16 protein-coding genes are annotated in these 21,176 nt (G+C 69.3%); 5 read left to right on the forward strand and 11 right to left on the reverse strand.

What is annotated here, in order from left to right:
• The first annotated feature begins 108 nt into the window (after window positions 1–108).
• The 3 genes from ACYYG1_RS03790 (at window position 109) to ACYYG1_RS03800 (ending at window position 5,798) form a co-directional block, all read left to right on the forward strand.
• Window positions 109–513 carry a winged helix-turn-helix transcriptional regulator gene (locus tag ACYYG1_RS03790; protein WP_461208945.1) on the forward strand — a complete coding sequence of 135 codons (405 nt, stop codon included), beginning with the start codon at window positions 109–111 and terminating at the stop codon, window positions 511–513.
• Window positions 514–577: 64 nt separating this feature from the next.
• Window positions 578–1,906, forward strand: a complete 1,329-nt coding sequence (locus ACYYG1_RS03795) for a cyclic di-GMP phosphodiesterase (RefSeq protein ID WP_461208946.1) — start codon at window positions 578–580, stop codon at window positions 1,904–1,906.
• A gap of 31 nt (window positions 1,907–1,937) precedes the next feature.
• Entirely contained in the window at window positions 1,938–5,798 is a 3,861-nt protein-coding gene (locus ACYYG1_RS03800) for a class I adenylate cyclase domain-containing protein (RefSeq protein WP_461208947.1), read from the forward strand.
• A 12-nt stretch (window positions 5,799–5,810) separates the two neighbouring features.
• Here the strand turns inward: ACYYG1_RS03800 and mnmE are convergent, their stop codons facing one another.
• Window positions 5,811–7,217: a tRNA uridine-5-carboxymethylaminomethyl(34) synthesis GTPase MnmE gene (gene mnmE / locus ACYYG1_RS03805; protein WP_461208948.1), complete on the reverse strand. Its 1,407-nt coding sequence runs from the start codon at window positions 7,215–7,217 to the stop codon at window positions 5,811–5,813.
• A gap of 79 nt (window positions 7,218–7,296) precedes the next feature.
• On the opposite strand from mnmE, the gene ACYYG1_RS03810 reads away from it, so the two are divergent.
• Window positions 7,297–8,724: an SH3 domain-containing protein gene (locus ACYYG1_RS03810; RefSeq protein ID WP_461208949.1), complete on the forward strand. Its 1,428-nt coding sequence runs from the start codon at window positions 7,297–7,299 to the stop codon at window positions 8,722–8,724.
• A gap of 142 nt (window positions 8,725–8,866) precedes the next feature.
• A complete protein-coding gene (gene htpG / locus ACYYG1_RS03815) occupies window positions 8,867–10,765 on the forward strand; it encodes a molecular chaperone HtpG (protein WP_461208950.1) in 1,899 nt (632 codons plus the stop codon).
• A 126-nt stretch (window positions 10,766–10,891) separates the two neighbouring features.
• Here htpG and ACYYG1_RS03820 read toward each other — a convergent pair whose 3' ends face one another.
• From ACYYG1_RS03820 to ACYYG1_RS03865, 10 genes are all read right to left on the reverse strand, one after another.
• Entirely contained in the window at window positions 10,892–11,146 is a 255-nt protein-coding gene (locus tag ACYYG1_RS03820) for a DUF6899 family protein (protein WP_461208951.1), read from the reverse strand.
• 97 nt (window positions 11,147–11,243) lie between these two features.
• Entirely contained in the window at window positions 11,244–14,750 is a 3,507-nt protein-coding gene (locus ACYYG1_RS03825) for an AAA family ATPase (RefSeq protein ID WP_461208952.1), read from the reverse strand.
• A complete protein-coding gene (locus ACYYG1_RS03830; protein ID WP_461208953.1) occupies window positions 14,747–16,012 on the reverse strand; it encodes a metallophosphoesterase in 1,266 nt (421 codons plus the stop codon). Before ACYYG1_RS03830 ends, ACYYG1_RS03825 begins: the two co-directional genes overlap by 4 nt.
• Window positions 16,013–16,599: 587 nt before the next feature.
• On the reverse strand, window positions 16,600–16,983 hold the full coding sequence (locus ACYYG1_RS03835; protein WP_461208954.1) for a VanZ family protein: 384 nt from the start codon (window positions 16,981–16,983) through the stop codon (window positions 16,600–16,602).
• Between the two features lie 3 nt (window positions 16,984–16,986).
• Entirely contained in the window at window positions 16,987–17,157 is a 171-nt protein-coding gene (locus tag ACYYG1_RS03840; RefSeq protein WP_461208955.1) for a hypothetical protein, read from the reverse strand.
• A 98-nt stretch (window positions 17,158–17,255) separates the two neighbouring features.
• Window positions 17,256–18,293: a diguanylate cyclase gene (locus ACYYG1_RS03845; RefSeq protein WP_461208956.1), complete on the reverse strand. Its 1,038-nt coding sequence runs from the start codon at window positions 18,291–18,293 to the stop codon at window positions 17,256–17,258.
• A gap of 135 nt (window positions 18,294–18,428) precedes the next feature.
• Window positions 18,429–20,081, reverse strand: a complete 1,653-nt coding sequence (locus tag ACYYG1_RS03850) for an AMP-binding protein (protein WP_461208957.1) — start codon at window positions 20,079–20,081, stop codon at window positions 18,429–18,431.
• A gap of 88 nt (window positions 20,082–20,169) precedes the next feature.
• Entirely contained in the window at window positions 20,170–20,307 is a 138-nt protein-coding gene (locus ACYYG1_RS03855) for a hypothetical protein (RefSeq protein ID WP_461208958.1), read from the reverse strand.
• An 87-nt stretch (window positions 20,308–20,394) separates the two neighbouring features.
• The gene (locus tag ACYYG1_RS03860; RefSeq protein WP_461208959.1) at window positions 20,395–20,532 is read right to left on the reverse strand and encodes a hypothetical protein; all 138 of its coding nucleotides are present in this window, start codon (window positions 20,530–20,532) and stop codon (window positions 20,395–20,397) included.
• 79 nt (window positions 20,533–20,611) lie between these two features.
• Window positions 20,612–21,163 (reverse strand): helix-turn-helix domain-containing protein, encoded by a 552-nt coding sequence (locus ACYYG1_RS03865; protein WP_461208960.1) that lies wholly within the window; start codon window positions 21,161–21,163, stop codon window positions 20,612–20,614.
• Window positions 21,164–21,176: the final 13 nt, after the last annotated feature.

Genomic DNA, 21,176 nt, shown 5'->3' on the forward strand with positions numbered 1-21,176 from the left:
ATTTCTGTCCCGCATAGTATCCAGTACTTCCCGAAAGGCAAGTAGGCACCTTCCGGCCCTGTAGTATCAAACAGGAAACCATCAACCGACACCGGCCCGGAGGCCCGCATGAGCTGCGAACTCAAACGCTGCGGCGACAAGGAATACTACTGCACCATGGAACTGACCCTGGCCGTCATCGGCGGCAAGTGGAAACCCATCATCCTCTGGCGCCTGGGCCGCGACGGCACCCAGCGCTTCGGCGAGCTCAAGCGCTCCATGCCCACCATCACCCAGAAGATGCTCACCCGGCAGCTGCGCGAGCTGGAGGCCGACGGCCTGCTGCACCGCAAGGTCTACGCCCAGGTGCCGCCCAAGGTGGAGTATTCCCTGACCCCCCTGGGCCGGAGCGTGATCCCCGTGGTGGGGGCCCTGTGCGACTGGGGCGAATCCTACGAGCGCCACGTGGCCGGGGCGGAAGGCCGCGCCGCGCCCGAAGCGGACCGTGTTGACACGGCTTCTGCGGCATCGTAGTTCAGTCCATAGTCCGCAATTCCACGACAATCGCGCACAGACGAGGGGCCCCCGGGGACCAGACATGGCCGATACGGAATACCCAATCCAGATCCAGCAGCTCGCCGTGGGCCTGTTCGTGCGCCTGGACATCGAGGCGGACAAGAACCCCTTCCGCAAGAACGCCTTCAAGATCAAGACCGAAAAACAGATCCGGGCCATCCAGGGCCTGGGCCTGGAGCACGTGGTCTGCGTGCTGGAGAAATCCGACCGCATGCCCCTGCCCCCGCGCGAGCGCGCCGGGGACCGCGCGGGCGGCCGGGGCGGTGCGGGCGAAACAGCGGGCCAGCCCGCCGCCGAGGCCCCGGACGCCCACCAGGGCAAGACCCCGGTGTCCGTGCAGCTGTTGGGCCTCAAGCGCGAGACCATCGAACGCAATAAGGGACGCCGCCAGCGCTTCCGCAAGGTGGAGCGCACCTACGACACCGCCATGAGCAGCGTGGTCACCATCCTGCGCCGGGCCTCGGGCCGCTCCTCCGAGGCCGCCGAGGAGGCCTCGCAACTGGTGGACTCCCTGGTCCAGACCTTTCTGTCCGAACGCGACACCATGATCAACCTCATGAGCTCCAAGCCCAGCGAGGAGGCCAAGAACTACCACGCCCTGAACGTCACGGTGCTGTCCATGATGGTGGGCAAGGCCCTGAAGCTCAAGAGCGAGGTGATGCACGCCCTGGGCCTGGGCGCGCTGTTCCACGACATCGGCAAAGGCCGCGTGCCCATGCAGGCCGTGGACAAGGTCAGCTCCACGAGCATGAACAAGGCCGCGGCCAAGTACTACAAGGAGCACCCCATCATCGGCGCGCGCCTGGTGGCGGACTTCTCCCGTTTCCCGGCCCTGGCTACGCGCGTGGTCCTGGAGCACCACGAAAGCCTGGACGGCAGCGGCTATCCCAAGGGCCTGTCCGGCGACGCCATCTCCCCCCTGTCGCGGGTGGTGGCCGTGGTCAACGCCTACGACACGCTCATCAACGAGCGCCAGGCGGGCAAGTCCCTCACGCCCCACCTGGCCCTGAAACGGCTTTACGCGGGCATGCGCGCCAAGCTGGACCCGCGCATCCTGGCCGTGTTCATCCGCAACATGGGCGTCTTCCCCCCGGGCACGGTGGTCAAGCTCTCCAACGGGCAGTACGGCATGGTCACCACCCTGAACCCCGCCAATCCCACGCGGCCCAGCGTACTCATGTACCACCCCGAGATACCCAAGAACGAGGCGCTGCTGGTGGACATGGACAGGGAAGAGGACCTGCAGATCACGGAAACCCTTCGGCCCGAGGAACTTCCGCGCGAGGTGTTTTCCTACTTGAGCCCCAGCCGGAACATAGCCTACTATGCGGAGGCCATGCTTGGCGCCTGAGGCCGGGCCCGACTTCATCAAGGAACGAACAGTGGCGTCAAAGGCCCAATCCTCTCCCCTGCCCCCGGTGCTGGACCAACTCTGGCGGTCCCTGCACCTGCCCTCGGACATCATGGACGTCCTGGGCGAACTCCTGGACCAGACCCTGGCCTTCCTGCCCGAAGCGGGGGAAGGGGACGCGGACACGGCCCTCGCCCTGTCACGCGCGGCCCACGTGCTGGCCGAGACCGCGGCCGCGTCCTCGGACAACGCCCTGGTCAAGAAGGCCCTGCAGGCCCTGACCGGGATGGGGCCCATGGGCGAAATCCTGGCCGCGTCCTTCCTGGACGCGGGCACCCTGCAGGACCCCAAGCTGAAGCAGATCCTGCTATCCCTGCCCGGCCATGTGCTGTTGGCCGTGATCAACCGCTACCTGTCCCGCCCCCGGGGCGAGGACACCAAGCAGGCGGCCTGGGCCGCCGAGACCGTGCACGGCCTGCAGGGCGAGGACCCCGAGGAGGTCCTGGTCTTTTTGGACGCCCTGGCCAAGGCGGACGAATTCCCGGCCTTCGCCGTGCAGCGCGAGCTGCTGCACGGGCGCTTCGGGTTCTGGCTGCAGGAGCTCCTGGCCCTGGAGCTGGACGCGGAGCAGGCCGCCTACATGGCGGCCACGGCCTCGCGCCTGTACTGGCCGCCGTTGCAGGGAAAGCTGCTCAGGCTCCTGAAATTCGCCCGCACGCCGGAGATTCCCGCCCTGTTCGGCCTGGTCAGCCCGGGCTGGGACGACCCCGGCGGCCGCATCACCAAGGCCGCGCTGCTGTTCTTCAAGCACAAGGACCCGCGCGTGCGCCTGGCCGCGGCCGGGGCCCTGATCCGCCTGGGCTCGCCCCAGGCCCCCCAGGCCCTGGCCTCGCTCTTCGCCAGGACCCCCGAGGCCCGCTCCGGGGTCCTGGGCCTGTGCCCGGGTCTTTCGGCGCGGGAATTCAGGCTCTTCGCCAAGGCCCTGCCCGCCAAGGAGCGGCCCGCCGCCCTGGCGGGCATTCTGGACGTGATCGCGCGCGTGGACCCGGAGCACGTCAAGGCGCGCCTGGGGGCGGCCAAGGGCCCGGCGGCCAAGGCGGCGGCCGAGCTGGTCAAGGGCCGCAAGCGCGCCGAGCTCCAGCCCGCCTACACCCCGGCCCCGCCTGCGCCGCCGCGAAAGCCCAAGGACGGCTCCCCGTCGCTCCTGGGCCGGGTCAAGCGCGCCATCGGCGGCGAAACCAAGGTCGAGGACGAGGCCCGCTCGGCCCTCAAGGCCCTGGGCCAGGGCAAGGATCTCAAGGGCGCGATCCTCAAGTCCGGGGACGCGCGGGGCCTTTCCTTTTCCAAGAATACGTTCACGGACTGCACCCTGGGCGCCCTGGACTTTTCGGGCTGTGCCTTCGCTGGTGTGCAATTCACGGGCTGCCGCCTGGCGGACCTGGATTTCTCCTCCGCCAGGATGAAGGGCGTGTCCTTCGAGGACTGCACCTTCACGGGCTGCCGCTTTTCCGGGGCCCTGCTGCAGGAGGTCGCCTTCTCGCACTGCGCCCTCACGCGCACCCACCTGGACGCGGCCCCCACCGAGGGCCTGCGCCTCACGGCCTGCAAATGGGAGCAGGGCTCCCTCTGGGGCGCGCGCCTGGAGGGGGCGGCGCTCGCCTCCTGCCTGTTCCGGCGGGTGGATTTTTCCCACGCGTCCCTGGTGGGCGCGTCCCTGGACGGCATGGAGTTCGAGGACTGCCTGTTCGCGCGGGTCTTCATCCGCGATTCGCGGGTGGCCAACGCCCGGTCCCAGGGCTGCGTGTACCGGGACTGCGCCGTGTCCGGCCTGTCCGGGGACGACCCCGGCCTGCTGCGCCAGGCGGAGCGCAGCGTGGACTCCCTGGCCGCGCGGGTGGCGGCCCAGGAGCGCCCTGCGCAGGTCCCGGCCGCCCTGGCCTCGGAGGACGGCCTGCTCCTGATGACGGCCGTGGCCGAATCCTGGCTCTTCGGGCGCGACCTCCTGCGCCGCCGCCGCAGGGCCCTGGCCGCCAACCTCCGCCGCCTGGAATGGTGCCGGGCCAAGCTCGGCCCGGAGCGCGGCAAGGTCCTGGGCATGCTGCCCGGCCTGGTGCAAGCCCCGGCCCTGCGCGACGGCGGGGAGACGCGGCCCGCGGCCCCCTGCGTGATCCCGGGCTACGCGCCCGGGTACACGGCCGCCAAGGACCTCGCGGCCCATTTCGGAGAATCCGCCGATCCCGGCGGCCAGGCCGGGGTGCGCGTGGAGGCCTTCTATTCCATCGGCAGCGTGGGCAGCATCGCCCAGACCAAGGGCTCCGACCTGGACATGTGGGTCTGCTTCGACGCCGGGGCCACGGACCCGCAGCAGGTCGAGGCCCTGCGGGACAAGCTCGCGGCCCTGGAACGCTGGGCCGAGGCCGAACACGGCATGGAGCTGCACTTCTTCGTCATGGACCTGGGCAAGGTCCGCGAAAACAATTTCGGGTTCAGCGACAAGGAGAGCGCCGGGTCCAGCCAGGCCCTGCTGCTCAAGGAGGAATTCTACCGCACGGCCGTGCTCCTGGCCGGACGCGAACTGGCCTGGTGGCTGACCCCGCCGGGGCTGTCCAAGGCGGCCTACGCCAAGGCCCTGGAACGCATCGCCCGCCGCCAGGAAGGGGAAATGGTGGTGGACCTGGGGGCCATGACGCCCATCCCGCGCGAGGAATTCTTCGGGGCCTCGCTGTGGCAGATCGTCAAGGCCCTGAAGAGCCCCTTCAAGTCCATCATGAAGTTCGCGGTGCTGGACAAGTACCTGGCCGGCGGCGACGGGGACGCGCTGCTCTGCAACCGCATCAAGAAATGCATGCAGGCCGGGCGCGCGGATTTCTGGAGCCTGGATCCCTACGCCGTGCTCTTCCGCGAGGTGGAGGCCCACTACGCGGGCGCGGGCAACGCGGACGCCCAAACGCTGATGCGCATGGCCTTCGAGCAGAAGACCGGCTACTCCGCCCAGGCGCGCACCAGCGGCCGCCAGGTGGACATGCGCGGCTACAGCTGGCTGGAATACTTCTTCCCCTACAGCGCGGACGCGCAGCCCGGGGGCCCGCCCGTGCCGGGCAGGGGCGACGGCCGACGGACCTTCGCCCAACTGCACGATCTGGGGCAGATGGTCACCCGCTTCATGTTCTCCACCTACGACAGCATCAGCAAGGGCGTGGCCGGGCTGGAAGGCGACGCGCACATCACGGGCCAGGACCTGACCCGCCTGGGGCGCAAGATATTCGGCCACTTCCGGCCCCGGCCCCAGAAGGTCATGCACGTGCCCTTCCTGGAGCGGCCCGGGGCCCTGTTCTCGGGCCTGGAAGTGCTCTGCGAGGGCCGGGCGGGCACGGCCCGCACCTGGCTGGTCTCGGGCAACCCCTCGGGCGGCGGCAAACTCCCCCCCGAGGAGCTGCACAGGGAGAAGCACCCCGTGACGCTCCTGGTCTGGCTGGTGGCCAACCACCTGTACACCGGGGGCATGACCCTCAGGGGCGCGAACCTCCAGGCCCCCATCTCCACGCCGGACCTGCGCACGCTCCTGGACGCCGTCCTGGAGCAGTTCCCGCCCAAGGCGGTGCTGGAGCCGGAGATCGAGGAGACCCTGCGCGACGAGGAGATGACCCGGGCCCTGGTGTGCGTAAACTTCCTGGCGGACCGCGAGCGCAAGGAGCTCCTGGACGCGACCCTGGTCTACTGCACCAACTGGGGGGAATTGTTCTGCGTCACCGAACCCAAGGGCCTGGACGTCCTGGAGCGGGACGTGATGGCCTTTTTGCAGGCCAACACCAAGGCCGTGGTGGCGCCGGACGTCCAGCTCACGGTGCATTATCCGCGCAAGTCGCAGGCCCCGCGCATCGTGGAAATCTGAGGATTTCGGACTCTACTTGCCGATGCAGAAGCGGCCGAACACGGCGTCCAGCACGTCGGCCGGGGCGATGTCCCCGGTAATCTCCGAAAGCAGGGCGCAGGCCGTCTCCAGGCGCACGCCCAGGAGGTCGTAGGGCACGCCCGCGCCCAGGTCCTCCTCCAGGGCCGCGAGTTCCGCCGTGGCCCCCTCCAGGGCCTGGGACTGGCGCAGGTTGGGCACGATCTCCCCGGGGTCGGGCTCGGCCCCGCCGCCCACGATGCGCTCGCGCATGCGGCGGCAGAGCCGCGGCAGGCCCTGCCCGGTCCTGGCCGAAACCTCCACGGTCTCGAAGCCCGCGTCCCTGAACCAGCGCACGCCCTGCACGTAGGCCCCGTCCAAGGGACCGGAGGCCAGGTCCATCTTGCTGGCCACGGCCAGCACCTTGCCCGGGCCCAGGCGCTGGGCCAGGGCCACGTCCTCCGGGGCCGTGCGCCGGGTGTGGTCCAGCACCAGCAGCACCAGGTCGGCCTGGTCCGTGAGCAGGCGCGAACGCTCCAGCCCGGCGCGCTCCACCGCGTCATCGGTCTCGCGCAGCCCGGCGGTGTCCACCAGACGCACGGGCAGGCCGTCGAGGTCCACGGCCTCCTCGATGTAGTCGCGGGTGGTGCCGGGCACGTCGGTGACGATGGCCCGCTCGCGGCCGAGCAGCGCGTTCATCAGGCTGGACTTGCCCGCGTTGACCCGCCCGGCCAGCACGGCCACCGCGCCCTCGCGCCAGCAACGGCCCCGGCGGTATCCGGCGAGCAGCCCGGCCAGGGCCGCGCGCACCTCGGCCGCACCCGCGGCCAGTTCCTCCGGGGCCAGGCATTCCACCTCGTCCTCGGGAAAATCCACGGCCACGCAAAGCTGGGCGCGCAAATCCCCCAGCTGCGCGCGCAGGGCGTCCACCAACACGCCCAGGCCGCCCGCGAGCTTGGCCTGGGCCAGGGTCAGCCCGGCGCGCGTGGGCGCGGCGATGGCCTCGGCCACGGCCTCGGCCTGGGTCAAATCCAGGCGGCCGTTGCGGAAGGCCCGGTAGGTGAACTCGCCCGGCGCCGCCGGGCGCGCCCCGGCCGCCAGCACGGCGGCGAGCACCTCGCGCAGCACGGCCGGCCCGCCGTGGCAGTTGAACTCCAGCACGTCCTCGCCCGTGTAGGAGCCCGGGCCGGGCATGTAGGCCGCCAGGACCTCGTCCAGCACGCCGCCGTCCACGCCGTGCACGTGGCCGTGGTGCAGGCGATAGGGGCGCAGGCGCGTGAAGTCCGGGCGCGCGGACGTGAACAGCAGGTCCGCCACGCCCAGGGCCCCGGGCCCGCTGACGCGCACGATGCCCACCCCCCCGCTGCCCGGGGGCGTGGCCACGGCCGCGATGGTGTCGCTGACGGATTCGGCGTAGCTCATGGCCGAGGTATAAACTCCATATCTTTCGCCAGCAAGGGGCGGCTTGCCTTCGGCCTCGCGGCGAAGTACCTTCCGGGCTATGCAAGCCGTCACCACACGCGCCCTGTGCGCCGCGCGGCGCATCCTCACGCTGCTGGCCGTTTTGGCCGTCGCGCTGCTGGCCGCCGGGTGCGCCGCCACCAAGCCTTCCCAGGGGGCCCTGGACGACCTCGTGCGCCTGCCCCAGCGGGTCGCCGCCTACGTGGACCCGGCCACGGCCGACACGCCTCTGATCCCCTGCGAGCAGGCCGAGGCCCTGGCCCGGGAATTCCAGGGCGCGCACTTCGCGCCCTGGCTGCGGACCGCGCCCGCGTACGGGCCGGACAAGGTCTTCGCCTTTCTCGACCGGCCCCGCCTCACGCGCTACGTGGAGGAGAACCTGGCGCACCTGTCCGCGCCGCGCCTGGCGGAACTGCGGAAAAACTGCGACCTGGCGGGCTACCCAAACTCGGGGCTGCACGCCATCACCGTGCGCGGTACGTCCATGCGCGAGCTGCCCACGGACAGGCCCCTGTTCAAGCGCCCGTCCCTGCCCGGCGAGGGCTACCCCTTCGACTATCTGCAAAACTCCCAGGTCTGGGCCCAGACGCCCCTGTACGTGTCCCACCTCTCAAGCGACGGGGCCTGGGCCCTGTGCGAATCGCGCTTCTCCTACGGCTGGATACCCATCCAGGACATCGCCCTGGTGGACGAGGACTTCATGGCCGCATTCGAGACCGGGCGATACCTGACCTTCACACAGGACCGCGTGCCCCTGGCCGACGACTTCGGCCTCTACCGCTTCCAGGGCCGCGTGGGCATGCTCCTGCCCCTCATCGGCCAGGAGGACGGCGGGTCCCAGGCGCTCATGGCCGTGCGCGACGACATGGGCCGGGCCCGGCTGCGCAGCACCACGGTGCCCTCCGGCGCGGCGGACCTTTTCCCCCTTTCGCCCTCCCCCGCCAACTTCGCCCGCCTGGCCGACGCCCTCATGGGCCAGCCCTACGGCTGGGGCGGCATGTACGGCCACCGCGACTGCTCGGCCCTGGTCATGGACATCTACGCGGCCTTCGGCCTGAACCTACCGCGCAACTCCACGAAGCAATCCAAAAGCGGCGACTTCGTGTCCTTCAAAGGCCTTGCGGACGCGGCCAAGGCCCAGCTCATCGCGGACGCGGCGCGCCCCTGGCTGACGCTCATCTGGAAGCCCGGGCACATCATGGTCTACCTGGGGCTGCGCGACGGCGAGCCGGTGATCCTGCACGCCACCTGGGGCCTGAAGACCATGATCCGCGGCCGCGAGGGCCGCCGCCTCATCGGCGCGGTGGTCGTCACCTCCCTGGCCCCGGGCGACGAGCTGCCGGAGCTGGTGCGGCCGGACGGCGTGCTCCTGCACAAGCTCGGGGGCATGACCTTCGTTGCGCCTGCGCCGGGCCCGGATTCCCTGGCCACGGCCCCGGCCGGTTCGGCCTCGTCCCCGGGGGACTAGGCTTTTCGCGTTTTTCCGATTCTCCTGTCCCCGCACCCTCTTGACTGCCGCCCAGGGCGGATTATCTCTTCCCCAGTCGAATCGACACGTACGGGCTGCGGGGCAGCCTGCTTTGTTTCATAAGCACGGAGGAACACATCACATGGCAACCAAGAAAAGCAAACGCCAGTTCAAGGCCGAGATCACCCAGCTCCTCGACATCATCACCAACTCCATCTACACCAACCGCGAAATCTTCCTGCGCGAGCTGGTGTCCAACGCGTCCGACGCCCTGGACAAGCTGCGCTTCATGACCGCCGGGGGCCAGGAGGTGGCCGACCCCGAAGCGTCCCTGGAAATCCGCATCAGCGCGGACAAGGACGCCGGGACCGTGGTCATCGAGGACACGGGCGTGGGCATGACCGCCGACGAGCTGGTGGCCAACATCGGCACCATCGCCCACTCGGGCTCCGCGGACTTCATGCGCGAGGCCAAGGATTCCGGCGAAAACCCGGACACCATCATCGGCCGCTTCGGCGTGGGTTTCTATTCCGTGTTCATGGTGGCCGACGAGGTGGCCATCACCACGCGCTCGGCCAGGCCCGGCGAGCCGGCCATGTCCTGGGTCTCGCAGGGCGCGGGCAGCTACACCATGGAGGAGGCCGAAGGCGAGGCCCCGCGCGGCACGCGCATCGAAATCCGCTTGAAGGACGAGGCCAAGGAATTCGCCGACGAGGCCCGCCTGCGCCAGATCGTGCGCACCCATTCCAATTTCCTGAGCTTCCCCATCCTGGTGGGCGGCGAGCGGGTGAACACCACCCAGGCCCTGTGGCGCGAGCCCAAGTTCAAGATCACCAAGGAACAGTACGACGAATTCTACAAGTTCCTGACCTACGATTCGAAGGAGCCCCTGGCCCACCTGCACATCGCCGTGGACGCGCCCGTACAGTTCACGGGGCTATTGTTCATCCCGGACACGCCCTCGGGCAACTTCTTCGACGACCCCGAGAACTACGGCCTGGATCTGTACGTGCGCCGCGTGCTCATCGACCGCCGCCACAAGGAACTCATCCCGCAATACCTGGGCTTCGTGCGCGGGCTGGTGGACACCGAGGACCTGCCGCTGAACCTCTCGCGCGAGACCCTCCAGGAGAACCTCCTGGTGGGCAAGATCAAGTCCACGGTCAGCAAGCAGATCCTGTCCCAGATGGAAAAGCTGGCCGAGGACAAGGAAGCCTACGCCAAGCTCTGGAAGAACCACCACAAGGTCTTCAAGCTGGGCTACTCGGACTTCATGAACCGCGAGAAATTCGCGGAGCTGGTGCGCTTCAACTCCTCGGCGGACGAGGACGCCGACGGCCTGACCTCCCTGGCCGAATACGCGGGGCGCATGAAGGAGGGCCAGAAGGCCGTCTACTACATCTCCGGCCCCAGCCGCGAGGCCGTGCGCCTGAACCCGCACCTGGAGATCTTCGCCCGGCGCGGGGTGGAGGTGCTTTACCTCTACGAACCCATCGACGAGTTCATCATGGACGCCCTGGGCAAGTACAAGGACTTCGACCTGGTGGCCGCGGAAAAGGCGGACCTCAAGGAACTGGAGCAGTTCGAGCCCGAGGACAAGGACGCCGACGCGCCCGAGGAACTGCCCCAGGAGGACCTGGACGCCTTCGAGGCCATGCTCGCGGATGTGAAGGAGATTCTCGGCGAGCGCGTGGAGGACGTGCGCGCCTCGGCGCGCCTCAAGGACAGCCCGGCCTGCCTGGTCACGCCCGACGGGGCCATGTCCTCGCAGATGCAGAAATACCTGCAGATCATGACCAAGGACACCACCCCGCCCGTGCGGGTCATGGAACTGAACCGCGACCATCCCATGGTGCGCAACCTGCTGCGCATCCACAAGGCCGACCCCAAGGACGCGTTCCTGGCGCGCACCGTGGAGCAGTTGTACGAATCCGCCCTGCTCATGGACGGCTACCTGAACGACCCCCACGCCATGGTCAGCCGGGTGAACAAGCTCATGGAGCAGGCCGCGGGGTGGTACACGGAGATCAAGAAAATCTAGCCCACGGCCAGCGCGATGGCGAAGCAACGACCGGACGGGCCGAGCCCGCGCCGTCGACCATATAGCCCCGGGCCCCGCATCCATCGGATGCGGGGCCCGGGTTGTTTTTGAGAGCGGCCGGGGAGGCTAGATGCCCCCGTTCTCCTTGATCTTGACGTCCTCGTAGGGCGACAGGCGCTTGCGGTACCACTCCAGCTTGGCGTGCTCCATGGCCGAGGAGCACATGGACAGCTTGTCGTAGGACTCGCCGATGCGCGCGATGACCAGGCTGGCCAGCTTGTAGATGCAGTAGTTCATCTCCCCCTGGCCCTGGACCTCGGCGGCCAGGCGCTCCAGATGCTCGTCAAAGGCCGCGCGGCGTTCGGGAACGATGTAGGGCATGGGTCCTCCCCTGCTTTTTGATTTGGAAGCTAATCGTCAATCACCATATGACATAGACAGGACCGACAAGATTTCAGCCTGTTGCAAGAACCTGTTTTCAGTCCAGGGACAGGGTGCGCAGGACGTCGGCGGGCACGGCCTGGGCCGCCAGGTCCGCCAGATGGTCGTGGTGGGTGAAGAACACCACCTGGGTCCGGCGGGCCAGATCCGCCAGAGCCGAGAGGGCCGCGCGGGCGCGGCCGTCGTCGAAGTTCACCAGGATGTCGTCCACCACGAAGGGCATGGGCGGGCTGGCCTCGAGCCTGCGATGCAGCCCGGCCAGGCGCAGCGCCAGGTACAGCTGGTCGCGCGTGCCCTCGCTCATGGCCCCCACCTCCAGACGCTCGCCCGAGGGGCGCAGGCCCTTGATCACCGGGTCGCCCTGGGCGTCGAAATCAGCCTCCAGCCCGGCGAAGGAGCCCAGGGTCAGGCCCGCGAAAATCTCGCCGCCCAGGGTCAGCACCGGGCCCTGGTTGGCCTTGCGGTAGCGCTCCACCTCTCGCACCACGACCTGCTCCGCCAGCTTGAGACGCACGTAGCGGTCCAGGCCGTCCTGGATGTCCGCAGCCGTTCCCTGGGCCCGCTGGGCCAGTTCTGCTGCGCGGGACGAGCCGTCCAGGGCCTGCACGTCGCGCCGGGCCGCGCCCAGGTCCTGGTTCAAGGCGTCGCGCCGCCGGGAAAGCTCGGTCAGCTCCGCGTCCAGGCGGGCCATGTCCGCAGCGGCCTGGTCCGAATCCAGGTCCCGGGCCTCGGCGGAGAAGGCCGCCATGTCCTCACCGGCGGTTTGCCGGGCCACGTCGTCCCTGGCCTGGGCCAGCTCGGCCTCCAGGGCCGCGCGCTCGCGGCCCCGCCGCTCGGCCCCGGCCAGGCCCTCGGCGCCGGGACATCCGGCCTCGGAGCACAGCCGCACCAGCACATCGGCAAATCCCGCCGCGCGGGATTCGGCGCTCTCCACGGCGGCGGCCAGCCGTTCCGCCTCGGCTTCCAGGCGGCGGTGCTCCCGCGCGTCCTCGCGGGCTTGCAGCAGGCGCTCGTGCAGCCCGTTCACGGCGGCCTCGGGCTCGGCCCCGGCCAGGTCCGGAGCCAAACGCTCCACGGCCTGGGCCACGGCCTGGGCGTAGGCCGCGAAATTCTCCTCGATGCCCGCGCGGCGGTGATCCAGGGTGCGCTTCTTGTCCAGGGCCACGGCCAGCTCGCCCAGGGCGTCCAGCACGGCCAGGGCTTCGCTGGGCAGGGCCCCGGGAGCGAGCCCCAGGGGCTCCACGCACGGGGCCCACTGTTCCGCCCAGGCCTTGAGTTCCCGGCCCGCGCGGTCCGCTTCGGATCGGGCCGCGTCCAATTGCGCGGCCACGTCCGCCGCCTTGCGGGAACGCTCCTCGGCCCGGGCGCGCAGGTCCGCGTGGCGCTTGCGCGCGGCCCGCGCCTGGGCCAACAGGGATTCCAGCCCGTCCTGCCCCGGGTCCTCGCCCATGCGGCGCAAGGCCTCGGCCAGGGCTCCGGCCAGGGCCTCGGACCGGGCCCGCAGGGCCTCGATGTCGCCGCGCGCCTTGTCCTGCTCGGCCAGGCGGCGGCGCAGGTCCGTCCATCCGGACAGCCAGGAGCGCATCTCCGCCGGGGTGCGGGGCGCGACGCCAGCGGGCCGCCACAGCTCGCGCCACTGCGCGGAAATCTCTTCCAACGCGGCCCGGGCCCTGGCCTCGCGTTCGCCTGCGGCGGCCACGCGCCGCTCCTCCCGCGCCAGGGCTGTCTCGGCCTGCATGCGCCGGGCCACGCGGTCCGCGCCCTGGTACAGGCCGTCGGCCACGCCGTCGGCCCGGCGGATGTCCGCGTCCAGGGCCAGGGGCAGAGCCGCGCCCTCATGCCCGGCCAGATAGGCCTCCAGATCGCCGGGGTCGGGTTCGCCGCCCTCCAGGGCCCGCCTGGCGAGGGCCCACCCCTGGTCGCGCAGGCCGCGAGCCGCCCGCAAATCGTCCAGGGACGGCACCGCCCCCGCGGCAGCGCTGCTTTCCACGTCCGAACGGGCCTGCTCCCGGGCGTCCCGCGCCGCCTCCGAGGCCTCGCGCGCGTCGTGCAGGTCGCCTTCCGCGCCGCGCATGCGGGCCTCGAACTCCAGCACCGCCGCCTCCAAGGGCACGTCCACGGCGGCCATGTCCGCAATCTCCCCGCCCCACAGGCCCAGGCGCGCCAGATCGTCCCGCGCGCGCTTGGCCTCGGCCTCCAGGTTCGCCCGGGACTGCTCCAGCTGCGCGCCGAGGCCCCCCTGGGCCGCGCGTTCCAGAATATCGTCCACCTCGGCCACGTCCGCTCCGGCAGGGGCCCGCTCCGCCTCGCGCAGGGCCGCCGCGAGCTCCGCCTCCAGGGCCGAGGCCTTGGCCCGGGCGTCGGCCTCCCGCGCCTCCAGGACCCCGTGGCGCGAGGCCAGGTCCCGCAGCCGCGCGGCATGGGCCCTGGTGGGCTGCAGGTCCGCGGCCGCCTCCAGGTCTTCGCCCCGGCCCAGGGAGGCCAGCAGGGCGCGGGCCTCGTCGGCCAGGACCCGGGATTCCCGGGCCAGGCCCAGGTCGTCGCGCCGGGCCGTGGCGTGGGTGTCGGCCTCGCGGTACAGGCGCATGACCAGTTCCTCGGCGTCGGCCAGGGCCCGGTCCACGCCCAGGCCCGCCAGGGCTCCGCGCGCCGCGTCCAGGGCCGCGCGCGCCTCGCGGGCCTCGCGCCCGGCCTGGTCCAGACCGCTTTCGGCCTCCAGGCGCTGGCGAAAAAAGTCCTCGGGCAGGACCACGGCGTCCTTGAATCCTTCCAGGGCCTCCGCAAGCTCCCGCACCCGCCGCGCGGGCGCGGCGGCCGCCGCCAGGCGCTCCAGCCGGGCCCGTTCCCGGGCCAGGGCGTCCAGCTGCCCCTGCAGTTCGCCGCGCTCCCTGTCCAGGCGCGCCACCGTGCGGGACAATTCCTTCCAGTGCGTGGTGGAGGTGGCCGCCTGGTTCTGCTCCTTGCGCAGGGCCTTGTATTCGGCCATCAGCGAGCTGATGCGCTTGCCCGAGCGCCCCAGGGGCGTGTACAGGGCCTCGGCCTCGGCGTGCAGGCGCTGCGTGACCTCGCGCAGCCCCTTGAGCCCCGAGGCGGCGGAGAACAGGCTCTCGCCCAGGGCCCCGCCCGTGCGCAGCAACTCCTCGCCGCCCCCGGCCAGGCGCTCCTGGTCGATGCCGAACAGCAGCTCGAAAGTCTTCTTGTCCACCCCGCCCATGAGGGCCGCGAGGCGCTCCTGGGCCACGGGCTCGCCCGAGGCGTCCACGAGGTCGTTCTTGCGGCGCTTGTAGCGCGTGACGTCCAGTATCCCGTCGCCGTCGAAGTCCAGCACCCCGCGCACGGCCAGGGCTCCGGCCTCGGTGTGCAGGAACATGTCCGTGGACTGGTGGAAGATGCCATAGAACAACTGGGTCAGGGCGCGCAGGGCCGAGGTCTTGCCGGCCTCGTTGCGGCCGCGCACCACGGCGAGGCCCCGGCCGTCGCCGAAGTCCAGGCGCTGGTCCGTGAACGGGCCGAAGGCCGCCAGATGCAGGAGCTTGATCCTCATGCCCCATCCCCCCCGGCGTCGAACAGGGGCAGCACCAGCTCGCAAACTTCTTCCAGGAGCGCGCGGCGCACGGCATCGTCGTCCAGGTCTGGCAGCCCAAGCCCGGAGTCGCGCAGTTCGCCCACGGCGGTGGCCAGCTTGGCCAAGTCCGGCCGGACCTGGGCGAAGGCACCGGGGTCGGCGGCCAGCTCGTCCACGAAGCGCAGCAGGTCGCCCTGGGGCGTGTCGCTGCCGCGCAGGGCCTCGCGGTCCACGGGCTGGGACGTGCGGATGAGCACCTTCTCCACCCAGGCCGAGCCGCCGGACAGGGCCACGGCCCGGGCCCGCAGGTCCGCGCGGAAGGCCTCCTCGTCGCGCACCAGGGCGGCGTGGGCCTCACTTCGCCCGCGCACGGTTGCGCGCACGGCCAGGGGCCGCCCCCCGGCATCGGCCAGGGCGTCGGCGCAGGCCCGCGCGAAGAGTTCGCCCACCTGGTCCGGGGTGCGGGCCTCGCTGGCGTCCAGGTCCAGGTGCGCCCAGCGCATCACGTCCAGGGGCACGAAATCCATATCCGCCCCGCCCCCCGGACTCACGTCCACGCGCACGCAGCCCTTGGGCCCGGTCTCGCGGATGGTGCGGCCCTGCAAGCAGCCGCTGAAGACCACCAGGGGCGCGTCGGCCAGGACCTTGTGCTCGTGCACATGGCCCAGGGCCCAGTACTGATAGCCCTTGGCCGCGAGCTCCTCCACCCGGCAGGGGGCGTAGGGCTCGTGCCCGGGCGCGCCGGACACGGCCGTGTGCAAAAGGCCGATGTTGAACAGATCGGGCATGGGCTCGGGATAGGCGGGCACGAGGTTCTCGCGCACCTCGCGCACGGGGTAGCTCATGCCGTGCACGGCTAGGCCCAAATCCTCGAAGACCACGCTCTCGGCCTTGGCGTCCGAGAGCACCGTGACGTTGCCCGGCAGGGGCAGGGAGCGGGTCATGACGCTGGCCGCGTCGTGGTTGCCGCGCGCGATGACCACACGCACGCCCGCGCGCTCCAGGCGCGCCATCTGGGCCACGAAATGCAGGCCGGTCTGGAAATCCTGCCAGTCGCCGTCGTACACATCCCCGGCGATGACCAGCAGGGGCACGGCCTCGGCCAGGGCGTAGTCCACCAGGTTGCCCAGCGCCCGGCGCGTGGCCGCGCGCACCTCGTCCACGGGCGCGCCCTCGTAGCGCGACAGGCCGCTGAGCGGGCTGTCCAGGTGGATGTCTGCGGCGTGCAAAAAGGTGGTCATGCGGCGGGATTCCCCCCGGGTTTCACGAGGTTGCGGCTGGCCTATGGATGTACACCATCCGCCGCCAAGACGCCACAGCAACAAGCCCCGCATCCCGGGCTCGCGCCTGGGCGGAAGGTGCAACAAAGCGGATTATGGGCAGAAAACAAAAGAAAGGAAAAGGACGAATTCGGAAAGCAAGACCAAAATAAGACCTGCCGTCTCGTATTGTGGCCGGATACATAAGGCCCTTCCCGGGGTCTACCTACCGGGCGCCCTCGGGGAAATTATACGTGGCAGGTCTTGCGTGGCGCCTCTGCGCGCCCCTTATGGTGAGATGGGTCTATTTCGGCAACCCTCCTATTGGAGTTCCTGCCGCATGTATTCCAGGCGGGACGTCCACCTTGCCTACAAGATAAACAGTCGCACAAGGCAAGTCAATGGCCCCGCAAAAAAACATTGGGTTCCCAACGCGTCAGAATCGTTAAAAAACCTCGCGAGGCGCAGATACAATTCAAGGACGATGCGCGGATGCCGTGCGCGGGGGGATCGCCACGGAAGCGAAACGGCGAAGGAACAAGACCGGCCGGGCCTTGAGGGGCGGCGCGCTAATAGCGCAGGCGGGAACGCACCCAGAAGCCCATGAACCCGCCCACGCAGATGCCCATGGCGTTGGCCAGGGCGTCGAACAGTTCGCAGCGGCGGTTGGGCAGGTAGAGCTGCCAGAACTCCAGGGTGAAGCCCAGCAGAAAGAGCACGAACAGGGAGCCGAAGGCCTTGGAGCGGGAGCGGAAGGCCAGGGGCGCGACTCCGGAAAGCATGGCGAAGGCCAGGAAATGCAGCACGTTGTCCAGGCTCACGGCGTGGTAAAGCCGCCTGTACGGGGGCATGAACTCGGAAAACAGGGACAGGAACACCAGGCAGCATATGCCCACGGCGAAAAGCGCGAAGAACAGCCTGGGAAGCTTCTCCTCCGGAGGGACCTCGGCCATGCCCTAGCGCTCCCCTCGTTTGCGCCTGTCGATGAGATAGCGGGTCAGCCCGGCGAAGAACCCCGCGGCGACCCCCAGGGCGAAGGCCCGGGGCGGATTCCAGCCCAGGACATAGGTGGCCATGATGCCCAGCGCGCCGCCGATCATCACGCCTCGAAACAGAGCTTGCTTCATGGTTTCTCCCGGCGGCAAAGGCCGCCCTGGCGGTACAGGTGACAATGCCACCCTACCCCAAGGCGCGGCAATGGGAAAGCCCCGTGGAGAGAGGGGATTCAGGCCCCGGCGGCCTTGGAGGAAAGGGAATTCTTGCAGGCCTTGCACTCGTAGAGCTTCGTGTCCGCGGCCTTGAGCAGGGCCTCGGGCGAGGTGGCTTCCTGGTCCGCGGTGCAGGCCACGCCGTAGGAGAAGCAGACGTGGCGGTCGATGCCCGGCACCGGGGACACGGTGAAGAACCGCTCCACCCGCTGCATGAAGACCTGGGCCTGCTCCAGGTCCGTGTTGGGCAGGATGACCACGAACTCGTCCCCGGCGAACCGGGCGCAGATGTCGATCTTGCGGGCCATCTTCTTCAGGCGGCCGGCGAAGTAGGCCAGCAGCGCGTCACCGGCCTCGTGGCCCAGGGAGTCGTTGACGGCCTTGAAGTCGTCCATGTCCACGAAGGCCACGGACAGGGGCGTGCCGTAGCGCACGGCGCGCAGGAATTCCTCGTGCAGGCGCTCCTCCATGACCCGGCGGTTGGCCAGCCCAGTGAGAGAGTCGCAGGAGGCGATGCGGGCCAGGCGCTCGTGGGCCGTGACGTTGGACAGGCACAGGGAGACCTTCACGGCCAGCTGGGAAAGCAGGGTGGAGTCCATGTCCGGGGTGAAGCGCACGGAGCTGGCGTCCGCCTGCACCAGACAGCCCACCAGGCGGCCGTCCAGGGTCAGGGGGGCCAGGGCCATGGACCGGGGAGCGGGGTCGAGGCCCTCGGGCATCAGGAAGCCCAGCCTCTCCAGGCCGCTGTTCATAAGAAGGGGGCCAGTGCATTCCTGCAAGGCCCCCGCCGCGTCGGCTCTGTCCACCAGGGTCAGATAGTCGCTTACCTCTCCCGAGGCGTCCAATTTGTCCAGCAAAGACGCCAGGTCGCCGTCCCGCAGCAGGGCGATCCAGGCATGGTCCACATTGAATTTGGATTTGATCAGGGAGACCAGGCGCTCGAACAGGGCCCCGAAATCGAGAATGGTCAGAATTTCCGTCTCGATCTCGAAGAACTTTCGATAGATGTCCTCATTACGTTTGAGGACCTGGAGAAAAATATTTTCCTCGCTCATGCCTTGAGTTTCCCCGCGCCGGAAGGAATCCCGCCCTTTAAGAAATTTTCATGATTATCTCTCAATCTCCCTCAAATGGCAAGGCGGCGCGCCGCAAAAGGCGCGCCGCGGGCCAAAGATTAACGATGCCAGAGGTTAGGATTTTAAAGCCCGCACGTCCCGGTCGCGGATCTCCGCACGCTTGATCTTGCCGGAGATGGTCTTGGGCAACTCGTCCACGTATTCGACGACCCGGGGGTACTTGTAGGGGGCCGTGACCCTCTTCACGTGATCCTGTAGCTCCCTGGTCAGCTCCGGCCCGGGGACGAAGCCCGGAGCCAGGACCACCGTGGCCTTCACGGCCTGGCCGCGCACCTCGTCGGGCAGCCCGGTGACCGCGGATTCCACCACCGCGTCGTGGGACAACAGCGCGCTCTCCACCTCGAAGGGCCCGATGCGGTAGCCCGAGCTCTTGATCAGATCGTCCACCCGCCCCAGGAACCAGAAATACCCGTCCTCGTCCATCCAGGCCTTGTCCCCGGTGTGGTAGAAGTCCTTGGTCTTCACCGACGCGGTCTTCTCGGGCTCGTCCAGGTATTCGCTGAACAGCCCGAGCACCGGCGAGTTTCCGTTCAGGCGGATGCAGATCTCGCCCTCTTCGCCCGTGACCACCTCGCGGCCGGTCTCGTCCAATAGCCGCACGTCCCAGCCCGGCACAGGCTTGCCGATGGATCCGGGCTTGGGCTCCATGAACGGGAAGGTGGCGATCTGCAGGGTTGTCTCGGTCTGGCCGTAGCCCTCGTAGATGGGTAGGCCCGTGGCCTCCTTCCAGGCCTCGAACACGCTGGCGTTCAATAGCTCGCCCGCGGTGGTGCAGTGGCGTAGCCTGGAGAGGTCGAAACGCGAGAGGTCCTCGCGGATCAGGAAGCGGTACACCGTGGGCGGCGCGCAGAACGAGGTCACGCCCTCGCGGGCCATGACACCCAATAGGTCGGCGGGCACGAACTTGCCCCGGAAGTCGTAGACGAACACCGCGGCCCCGGCCATCCACTGGCCGTACATCTTGCCCCACACGGCCTTGCCCCAGCCCGTGTCGGCCACGGTCAGGTGCACGTCCCCGGGCTCCAGGTCGTGCCAGTAGGCGCCCGTGACGTAGTGGCCCATGGGATAGAGGTGGTTGTGCATGACCATCTTGGGCTGGCCCGTGGTGCCCGAGGAGAAGAAGATCAACAGCGGATCGTGGCCGCCCGGGCAGTCAGCGGGCCGGGGGAAGGTCTCGGCCATGCCCGAGCAGATGCGGTGCAGGTGCTTCCAGCCTGCGAACAGCATGCCCGGCCCGGCCTGCACCAAGAGCTTCAGGGTCGGGCTCTGGGGCCGGGCCGCGTCCACGGTGGCGGCCACGGAGTCCTCGCAGATCACCGCGCTGATGTTGCCGGTCTTCACGCGGTAGACGATGTCCTTGACGGTCAACAGGTTCGGCGAGGGCACGGCCACCGCGCCCAGGCGGTGCAGGGCCAGCATGGAGACCCAGAAGTCCACGCGGCGGTATAGGATGAGCATCACCCTGTCCCCGCGCTCCACGCCCTGGGCGGCCAGGGCGTTGGCCAGGCGCGCCGAGGCCCCGGCCAGCCAGGCGAAGGTGTATTCGCGGCGGTAGCCGTCCGGGGCCACGTGCACGATGGCCGTGCGCTCCGGGGTTTCGGCGGCCGTCTTGTCCAGCACGTCGAAGGCGAAATTGAAATTCTCGTCGAATTCGGGTTTGTACAGCTGCCCGAAGGTCTCGTGGTCGGTGGGTTTGAATTTCTGCATGATATTCCTCGTCTTGGTCTTTTGGTTCACGGATGCGTCGTCATCGTCGATATCCGGGAGGGGGCTCCCGCCGGGCGCGGCGGGGCCCCTAGATAATGACGATGCCGCATGCCGCGGCGACGAGGGCGGCGGACGGGGCGAAGGGCGCGGCGATGCGCGCGCCACGCGTGGGAGCGGTGAAGGTTGCACGGTACAGGCCACGGTCCAAAGATCGCTTGCTGTGCATGGGGTCCTCGTCTCGACCTAGGGGTTCTACACGGAAAATTTCTCAGCCGTCATCGGGAGGGGGCCTTCGCCGGGCGCGGCGAAGCCCCTAGATAATGGCGATGGCCAGGGCCGCGTCCCGGGCGTCGGGAACGGCGATGGGGGCGCAGAGGGAGAACACGCCGCAAAGCGAGGAGCAAAGGGAGCGGGAGGGACGCTTCAGGGTTTCGGGTCTATGGTTTTGCATCGGGTCCTCTTGGTCGTTGGGGATGCGGGATTCGTCTTGGCCTTCATCGCGGGGACGCGCGCCGTACTCGGCGCGGCCCCTAGATAATGACGTCGATGAATTCCGCGTCCTCGTCGCCCAGGGCCCGCAGGGCGTGAGGAGTGTGGGAGCTGAAATACAGGCTGTCGCCGGGGACGAGTTCCATCTTCTCCCCGTCCAGGGTGATCTCCAGCCGTCCTCCCAGCATGTGGATGAATTCCTGGCCCGGATGGGTCACGGCCTTGGCCGCGCCCGCGTCCTTGGGCGGCACCTTGATCATGAACGGCTCCATGCGCCGGCCCGTGAACTTGTAGGCCAGGCTCTTGTAGTCGTATTCCTTGCGCCGCTCCACGCACAGGCCCTCGCCCGCGCGCACCAGGGAATAACTCTTCAGATGGGCCTCGCCGCCGGAGACGAGCACGGTCAGGTCCACGCCGCAGACCTTGGCCACATGATACAGGTAGCTCACGGGAATCTCGATGGTCCCGGACTCGTAGGCGGCCACGGTCTCGGCCTCGACGCCGAGGCGCTCGGCCATGCCGGGCACGTCGAGGTCCAGGGCGTCGCGCAGCCCCGCCAGCCTGGGAGCTATTTCCTTGTAGGCCTGTTCCACGTCTTCACTCCTG

Source organism: Desulfocurvus sp. DL1XJH-121, assembly GCF_054819825.1.

Excerpts from the sequence above, each read along its gene's own strand:
- ACYYG1_RS03790 (WP_461208945.1), top strand. The coding sequence starts at position 109 with ATGAGCTGCGAACTCAAACGCTGCGGCGACAAGGAATACTACTGCACC.
- ACYYG1_RS03795 (WP_461208946.1), top strand. The coding sequence starts at position 578 with ATGGCCGATACGGAATACCCAATCCAGATCCAGCAGCTCGCCGTGGGC.
- mnmE (WP_461208948.1), bottom strand. The coding sequence starts at position 7,217 with ATGAGCTACGCCGAATCCGTCAGCGACACCATCGCGGCCGTGGCCACG.
- ACYYG1_RS03810 (WP_461208949.1), top strand. The coding sequence starts at position 7,297 with ATGCAAGCCGTCACCACACGCGCCCTGTGCGCCGCGCGGCGCATCCTC.
- htpG (WP_461208950.1), top strand. The coding sequence starts at position 8,867 with ATGGCAACCAAGAAAAGCAAACGCCAGTTCAAGGCCGAGATCACCCAG.
- ACYYG1_RS03820 (WP_461208951.1), bottom strand. The coding sequence starts at position 11,146 with ATGCCCTACATCGTTCCCGAACGCCGCGCGGCCTTTGACGAGCATCTG.
- ACYYG1_RS03825 (WP_461208952.1), bottom strand. The coding sequence starts at position 14,750 with ATGAGGATCAAGCTCCTGCATCTGGCGGCCTTCGGCCCGTTCACGGAC.
- ACYYG1_RS03830 (WP_461208953.1), bottom strand. The coding sequence starts at position 16,012 with ATGACCACCTTTTTGCACGCCGCAGACATCCACCTGGACAGCCCGCTC.
- ACYYG1_RS03835 (WP_461208954.1), bottom strand. The coding sequence starts at position 16,983 with ATGGCCGAGGTCCCTCCGGAGGAGAAGCTTCCCAGGCTGTTCTTCGCG.
- ACYYG1_RS03840 (WP_461208955.1), bottom strand. The coding sequence starts at position 17,157 with ATGAAGCAAGCTCTGTTTCGAGGCGTGATGATCGGCGGCGCGCTGGGC.
- ACYYG1_RS03845 (WP_461208956.1), bottom strand. The coding sequence starts at position 18,293 with ATGAGCGAGGAAAATATTTTTCTCCAGGTCCTCAAACGTAATGAGGAC.
- ACYYG1_RS03850 (WP_461208957.1), bottom strand. The coding sequence starts at position 20,081 with ATGCAGAAATTCAAACCCACCGACCACGAGACCTTCGGGCAGCTGTAC.
- ACYYG1_RS03855 (WP_461208958.1), bottom strand. The coding sequence starts at position 20,307 with ATGCACAGCAAGCGATCTTTGGACCGTGGCCTGTACCGTGCAACCTTC.
- ACYYG1_RS03860 (WP_461208959.1), bottom strand. The coding sequence starts at position 20,532 with ATGCAAAACCATAGACCCGAAACCCTGAAGCGTCCCTCCCGCTCCCTT.